The sequence below is a fragment of the Myxococcus sp. AM011 genome, assembly GCF_013372595.1.
GTDB lineage: Bacteria > Myxococcota > Myxococcia > Myxococcales > Myxococcaceae > Myxococcus > Myxococcus eversor.
Window position 1 is genome coordinate 1 of sequence record NZ_JABXEM010000429.1, and the last position, 5,832, is coordinate 5,832.

9 protein-coding genes and 1 pseudogene are annotated in these 5,832 nt (G+C 69.7%); all 10 read left to right on the forward strand.

Translation table 11 applies throughout. The annotated features are described in order from the left end of the window. Positions 1–153: 153 nt before the first annotated feature. A pseudogene (locus HUW62_RS45285) lies at positions 154–366 on the forward strand (phage portal protein); the annotation flags it as partial. Further along, positions 363–644, forward strand: coding sequence for a hypothetical protein (locus tag HUW62_RS45290; RefSeq protein ID WP_141648549.1), 282 nt, complete (start codon positions 363–365; stop codon positions 642–644). The pseudogene HUW62_RS45285 and the gene HUW62_RS45290, both read left to right, overlap by 4 nt. Beyond that, the gene (locus tag HUW62_RS45295; protein WP_176437974.1) at positions 625–1,704 is read left to right on the forward strand and encodes a head morphogenesis protein; all 1,080 of its coding nucleotides are present in this window, start codon (positions 625–627) and stop codon (positions 1,702–1,704) included. Before HUW62_RS45290 ends, HUW62_RS45295 begins: the two co-directional genes overlap by 20 nt. Positions 1,705–1,759: 55 nt before the next feature. After that, entirely contained in the window at positions 1,760–1,945 is a 186-nt protein-coding gene (locus tag HUW62_RS45300; RefSeq protein WP_176437975.1) for a hypothetical protein, read from the forward strand. Further along, the gene (locus tag HUW62_RS45305) at positions 1,938–3,290 is read left to right on the forward strand and encodes an XkdF-like putative serine protease domain-containing protein (RefSeq protein ID WP_176437976.1); all 1,353 of its coding nucleotides are present in this window, start codon (positions 1,938–1,940) and stop codon (positions 3,288–3,290) included. The genes HUW62_RS45300 and HUW62_RS45305 overlap by 8 nt, the downstream gene beginning before the upstream one ends. Then, complete coding sequence (locus tag HUW62_RS45310) at positions 3,287–3,973, forward strand: hypothetical protein (RefSeq protein ID WP_176437977.1); 687 nt, start codon at positions 3,287–3,289, stop codon at positions 3,971–3,973. The genes HUW62_RS45305 and HUW62_RS45310 overlap by 4 nt, the downstream gene beginning before the upstream one ends. A gap of 44 nt (positions 3,974–4,017) precedes the next feature. Beyond that, complete coding sequence (locus HUW62_RS45315) at positions 4,018–4,797, forward strand: phage major capsid protein (RefSeq protein WP_176437978.1); 780 nt, start codon at positions 4,018–4,020, stop codon at positions 4,795–4,797. Next, on the forward strand, positions 4,788–4,958 hold the full coding sequence (locus tag HUW62_RS45320) for a hypothetical protein (protein WP_158625657.1): 171 nt from the start codon (positions 4,788–4,790) through the stop codon (positions 4,956–4,958). Before HUW62_RS45315 ends, HUW62_RS45320 begins: the two co-directional genes overlap by 10 nt. A gap of 8 nt (positions 4,959–4,966) precedes the next feature. Beyond that, positions 4,967–5,344 carry a hypothetical protein gene (locus HUW62_RS45325; RefSeq protein ID WP_176437979.1) on the forward strand — a complete coding sequence of 126 codons (378 nt, stop codon included), beginning with the start codon at positions 4,967–4,969 and terminating at the stop codon, positions 5,342–5,344. Position 5,345: 1 nt separating this feature from the next. Continuing rightward, positions 5,346–5,832, forward strand: a 487-nt coding sequence (locus tag HUW62_RS45330) for a hypothetical protein (protein ID WP_176437980.1), incomplete at its 3' end; no start/stop codon positions are given.

Below are 5,832 nucleotides of genomic sequence, written 5' to 3' on the forward strand. Positions count from 1 at the left end.
GGCGGTCTTCCTCGGCAACAAGCTCCTCTCGGAGCGAGACGAGGAAGCGCGCATCCTTCAGCAGCCCAAGCTGCTGCTCGGCGCGGGCGCCTGAGTCGTCCGCTACATTTTCCCGAGCGACACCTTGCGTCTGAAATGTTGCGCGACACATTTCAGACGGGTGTCGAAGACTTGAAGCCCCAGAAGGACAAAGGCTCGCTGCTGGGCGAGGCGAAACGCCTCTTGGGGTTGCGAGAAGAGCTTCGGGCCGAGGAGGAGCGCCTGGCCCAAGGACGCCTGGCGCTGGCCCGCAGGTACATGGACACCGAGCACGTCCCCGTCCCCCGCGAGGAGTTCGACACCTGGTTCTCGGGGCAACCCACATGACGCCTGAGCAGCTTCAGCGCGCGTGGGTGCTCCAGGCCCAGGCCGACGCCGAGCGCGGTGTCCTGGAGTGCCGCATGTGCCGAAGGCGCGGGCCCCTGGAGGAGACGACGACGCTCTGGCGCAACGGCCTCCTCGTCTTCGCCCTGTGTGACAGGTGCGCGGCCAGCCACGACGTCGTCTTCTCCCCCACTCCGGCAGGAGTCGAAGTGCGCGCCAAGCGCCGCAGCTCCGTGGAGCTGGTGACGCAGGAGCCCCCCCATGTGCACGGCCCCCGCTGACAGCCTCCTCCTCCTGCACGAGGCGCGGGCGGTGGCGGAAACCCTGCTGGGGGACGTCCTGCGGCTGCCGGTGGCCAAGGCCCTCGACGTCGGTACCGCCGCCGGCATGGACCGCGCCGTGGCCCTGCTTGCCGCGCGCCTTCGCCGCGCCGTTGGGCGCGCGGACGTGGATGCCATGCGAGAGGCGGTGGCCGTCCTCGACGTGGACTGGAGGAAGACGACGGCGGCCCAGCGCAGGCGCCTCGTCGCCCAGTCCCTGGAGGCTGCTGGCCGGCGGACAGCCGTCATCCCCTCCCGCATCCAAGCGCCCCTCGGTGACGCAGCCGAAGAGGTGGTGGCGTCCACCCGCAGCCACGCCCGGAGAGAGCAGGGCCTCGCCCTCGCCGCCCGCTTCAACGCCGTCGACAGACGCGTGGCCCAACACATCGTCCGGACCCAGGGCAACTTCGTGCGGAACGAGTATGGGCGCCGGCTGGACGCCTTCGGCGAGGAGGCCCGGCGCCTCGTGGCCGAGGGGCTGGAGGCAGGCCTTGCGCGAAGCGACATCGCCGAGTCCTTGGAGAGGGCCGCGCGCGGCGCGCTCATCGAGCGAGCCCCCTTGTACTGGGAGGTGGTGGCGAGCCACTTCATTGGCCAGGGGCGCTCCTTCGCCCAGGTGAGCAGCTACGCCGAGGCCGGCATCCGGCGCTACCGCATCGAGGCCGTCCTCGACGAGGCCACCACCCAGGTGTGCCGTTTCCTCCACGGGAAGACGTTCTCAGTGGGCGAGGCCCTCCAGCGCTTCGAGCGACTGGAGTCCCTCGAGCGCCCAGAGGATGTGAAGCAGGAGTTGCCCTGGGTGCGCGAGCGCCTCGACGCGGACACGGGGCGCGCGCTCCTCTACGTCAACCGAGGAGGCCAGGAGACGCGCCTGGCCGAGGTGCTCCGTTCGGCCGCCGGCACCCGCGACGACGTCGGCGAGTTTCGCTCCCTCGCTTCGGACAGGCAGCTCGCGGACGCGGGCGTGGGCTTCCCGCCGTACCACGGCCTCTGCCGCACCACGACGCTCGCCGTCACTTAAGTGATGTCCCCGATTTCGCGCCGCGGGCCTTTGTCTCTTCCGGAGACGAAACGCCATGCAGGCCACCTCGACACCGCCCCCCACCTCACCTCCGACGCCGGAGGGCAACACGACGACGCAGGAGTCGACCTCCACGGCCAAGGCCGAGGCGACGCCCATCGTCTGGCCTCGCGACCTCAATCTCCCCACCTCGGGAGAGCTGACGTGGGGCTTCGACCCGGAGGGCCTCCAGGATGGGTGACGCCCTCACGAAAGCCCTCGCCCGGGCCCGGCACGTCCTGGAGTCCCTCCAGGGTGAGCCGGTGGAGAAGACCATCTGGGGCAGCCCTGCTGGCAAGAAGCGCCTGGCGAAGCGCTTGGTGGCAATGCTGCCCGCGCACAAGACGTACGTGGAGCCCTTCGCCGGCAGCGCCGCCGTCCTCTTCGAGAAGGCCCCCTCGGACGTCGAGGCCATCAACGACGCGGACCCCGAAATCGCCGACGCGTACCGGCTCATCCAGAAGCTGACGCCCGCGGGCCTCGCCAAGCTGAAGAAGCTGCCGTGGGTCGGCGACGAGAAGACCTTCAAGAGCCTCTTCGACTCCAAGCCGAAGGGGGACGTGGAGCGCCTGCACCGCTTCCTCTACCTGACGCACTTCTCCTACGGGAAGCTGCGCGGTCGCAGCGTCAGCCCCAACGGCATGGGCGTCGAGGCGAAGACGCTCGCCCGCATCGAGCAGCACGCCCCGCGTCTCAAGCGCGTGAAGGTGTACGGCGGCGACTACGAGAAGGTGGTCCGCAAGTACGACGGGAAGGACACCGTCCTCTTCTTGGACCCGCCCTACCCTGGCTACAACGTCGACGTCGGCGAGGGGGACTTCGACGAGGAGCGCTTCTACGGCGTCCTCAAGTCACTCAAGGGCCGCTGGCTCATGACGTATGGCATCCGGGGGAAGTTGCCCGGGATGCTGAAGGACTCCGGCTTCGTGGTGAAGCGCATTCGCACGCCTCGCACGATTGCGGCCATGCGCGGCGTGGGCGGCTCCTCCGTGCTGACGCAGCTCCTCGTCTCCAACTACCAGCCCGCCGCGAAGGCGCTGGAGGGTGACGGCGACTTCGCCGTGGACGATTGGAAGCCGGAGGAGCCGCCCGGCACCACCCCCTTCGCCACCACGACGTCCCTCCTCAAGGGCGTCGAGCCAGACGACGAGCGGTACGTCCTGGGTGTCGTCCTGGAGCCGGAGACGGTGGACGCGCAGGGCGACCTCTACTCCGCCGCGGAGATTCGCCAGGCAGCGCACCGCTTCATGGAGGAGTTCGGCGGCCTCGGCCTCATGCACCAGATGCGTGTCAACGGCCACGTCAAGGTGCTGGAGAGCTACCTGGCGCCCGTCGACTTCTCCTTGGGCGAGGTGCCGGTACGCAAGGGCACGTGGCTGCTCGCCGTGCGCGTCCTCTCCGACGAGCTCTGGGGGCGTGTGAAGGACGGGCAACTGACGGGCTTCAGCATTGGCGGCACCGCGCGCCGTCTCCCCGAGGCCGCCCCCGCCACCGAGCAGCCCCCTTCCGACACACCCGCCGCTGACTCCCAGCCGGAGGCCGCATGACGAGCACCACCCAAGGCCCCGCCTCCGTCCACCGCCTCGTCGACATGGTGGTGGAGGAGGTGTCCCTCGTCGACAGAGCCGCCAACAAGCATCGCTTCCTCCTCGTGAAGAGAGACGGAGACAACATGCACGACACCCCCCAAGACACTTCGCAGGCCGAGGGCGCCAACAGCGCCGCCTCGGACACGTCCAAGGCCGAGGCCGCCCTCCTCGCCTCCGCCCAGCAGGCCCTCGAAGCAGTGACGGCCCTCGTCGAGGCATTGGCTTCCACGGACGGCATCGACGGTGTGCGCGTGGTGGAGGTGGCCCAGCACCTGCGCGCGCTCGCCGACGCCCTGGAAGAGGACGAAGACGACTCCGAGGACGAGGTCGAGGCGCGCGCCAAGGCCGCCAACCCCGCGCCGGCTCCTCAGCCGGCTCCGCCCGCGCCGAGCCCCGACGCCTCCGGCGTCATGGAAGGCCTGACGAAGCTCACCGACGCCGTCCGCGCGCTGGAGGGCTCCGTGAAGGAGCAGCACCAGCGACTGGGGCGCGTGGAGAAGCAGCACGGCCTGCCCAACAGCAGCGCCCCCGCGGAGCGCCCGCCGAAGCCCGCCGCCGAGGACGTCGGCTGGCCCCTCGACCTCAACAAACCCCTCAACCGGGAGAGCGTCGACAAGGCCCTCTCCTTCCACGACGTCTGACGTCCCACCCGCTCCAGGAAGCCTCAACGCCCAAGGAAGCCCTCATGAGTCGTATCGACAACAGCACCCTCTTGGCGAAGGCCGACCTGGCCCTCGCCGACCTCACGGCGGGCGGCGGCATCCTCCAGCCCGCCCAGGCGCAGAAGTTCATGCGCCTGCTCATCAAGCAGTCCGTCCTGCTGCAGCAGTGCACCGTCGTCCCGATGGCGGCCCCCAAGCAGCAGTTCTCCAAGCTGAAGTTCGGCAGCCGCATCCTCCGCCCGGCCCAGGAGGCCACCGCCGTCCCCGCCGCCCAGCGCGTGAAGCCGGACCTCTCCCAGGTGGAGCTGGACGCCAAGCTCTTCAAAGGCGAAGTCCGACTCAGCGACGAAGTGCTCGAAGACAGCATCGAGCGCGGTGAGCTGCGGCAGACGCTCATGGAGATGCTCGCGGATGCCATCAGCCGCGACATGGAGGAGATCCTCGTCAACGGGGACACGGCCTCGGCGGACCCCTTCCTCGCCACGATGGATGGCGTGCTGAAGCAGGCCACCAGCAACGTCGTCGACGCGGCCGGCGCGCCCATCAGCAAGGACGTCCTCGGCGACCTCCTCAAGTCGCTGCCCTCGGAGCACCTCCGTGACAAGAGCAGCATGGGGTTCCTCTTACCAGCGTCGACGCGGACCTGGACTACCGGAACTCGCTCGCGGAGCGGGCCACGGCGGTCGGCGACAAGTTCCTCGAGGGCGATGCGCCGGTCCTCTACTCGGGCGTCCCGGTGCGGCCCATCCCCCTCTGGCCGGAGAACCTCGGTGCGACGAATGACCGCACGGCGGTGTTGCTGACCAATCCCAAGAACATCCACGTCGGCATCTGGCGGCAGATTCGCATCGAGTCCGCGCGCGACATCTCCGAGGGCACGCTGAAGGTGGTGGCCACGCTGCGCTTCGACGCGAAATTCGCCGAGGAGTCCGGCACGGCCAAGGCCATCAACGTGCAGTTGTGAGGCTCACCATGGACAACTCCTATCTCGTCCGACTCAAGGCCTACGACGCGCGCCGCGGCCACGTGCTGCGGCGCTACACGTATGCCGGCATCAAGTTCCAGGAGGAGCGCGGCTGGTACCGAGTGGAGAAGCCGGTGGCGGACTACCTGCGCACCGTGCACCAACTGCCCGGTGATACCTACTCGCCGCTCGCCTTCGACGTGTGCACGGAGGCCGAGGCGAAGGCCCTCGACACCACCGAGGCCGACGAGGCCCGCGTGAAACGCAGCGCCAGCGACGAGCTGAAGCTGAGTGCGGCGCGGCCCGCCGGCACGCTGACGACGGAGGACCTGCCGAAGGCCAGCGAAGAGAAGGACACGCGCCGCGGCAAGCGGGAGAAGGACTGACGTGTACGCCACGGTGGCCGACATGCGCGCCGAGGGCGTCACACCGGCCATGGCGGGCGACACCCGCCTGGCCGTCCTTCTCGAGGAGGCGACGCGCACCATCGACAAGGTGACGGGGTGGCACTTCGAGCAGCGCTCGGCGACGTTGCACCTCGACGGGCGCGGCACTCCGTCCCTCTGGCTGCCGGTGCCCCCCATTCGCCTCTACCGCCTGGCACTCCACGGGGCGGACGTGTCCTTCTCGCGGGAGCACCTGGTCGTGGAGGGTGCTCCGGTGGGCCCGGGCTTTGATGGGCCCCGCCTCACCTTCCGCCATGGCCGCGTCTTCCCGCGCGGCGAGGGCAACGTCACGGTGGGCGCGCGCTGGGGCTACACCGAGGCGGACGGGACGCCGGAGGGGCGCACGCCGCTCGCCATCCGCCGCGCCTGCATGCTCCTCGTCCTGCGCAGCCTCTCGCCCTTGGCGGACGAAGACTCGTTGGAGGAGC

What these genes read in the sequence shown, in the direction of transcription:
- HUW62_RS45315 (WP_176437978.1), top strand. Translation starts at nt 4,018, where the DNA reads ATGAGTCGTATCGACAACAGCACCCTCTTGGCGAAGGCCGACCTGGCC.
- HUW62_RS45300 (WP_176437975.1), top strand. Translation starts at nt 1,760, where the DNA reads ATGCAGGCCACCTCGACACCGCCCCCCACCTCACCTCCGACGCCGGAG.
- HUW62_RS45310 (WP_176437977.1), top strand. Translation starts at nt 3,287, where the DNA reads ATGACGAGCACCACCCAAGGCCCCGCCTCCGTCCACCGCCTCGTCGAC.
- HUW62_RS45290 (WP_141648549.1), top strand. Translation starts at nt 363, where the DNA reads ATGACGCCTGAGCAGCTTCAGCGCGCGTGGGTGCTCCAGGCCCAGGCC.
- HUW62_RS45305 (WP_176437976.1), top strand. Translation starts at nt 1,938, where the DNA reads ATGGGTGACGCCCTCACGAAAGCCCTCGCCCGGGCCCGGCACGTCCTG.
- HUW62_RS45325 (WP_176437979.1), top strand. Translation starts at nt 4,967, where the DNA reads ATGGACAACTCCTATCTCGTCCGACTCAAGGCCTACGACGCGCGCCGC.
- HUW62_RS45295 (WP_176437974.1), top strand. Translation starts at nt 625, where the DNA reads ATGTGCACGGCCCCCGCTGACAGCCTCCTCCTCCTGCACGAGGCGCGG.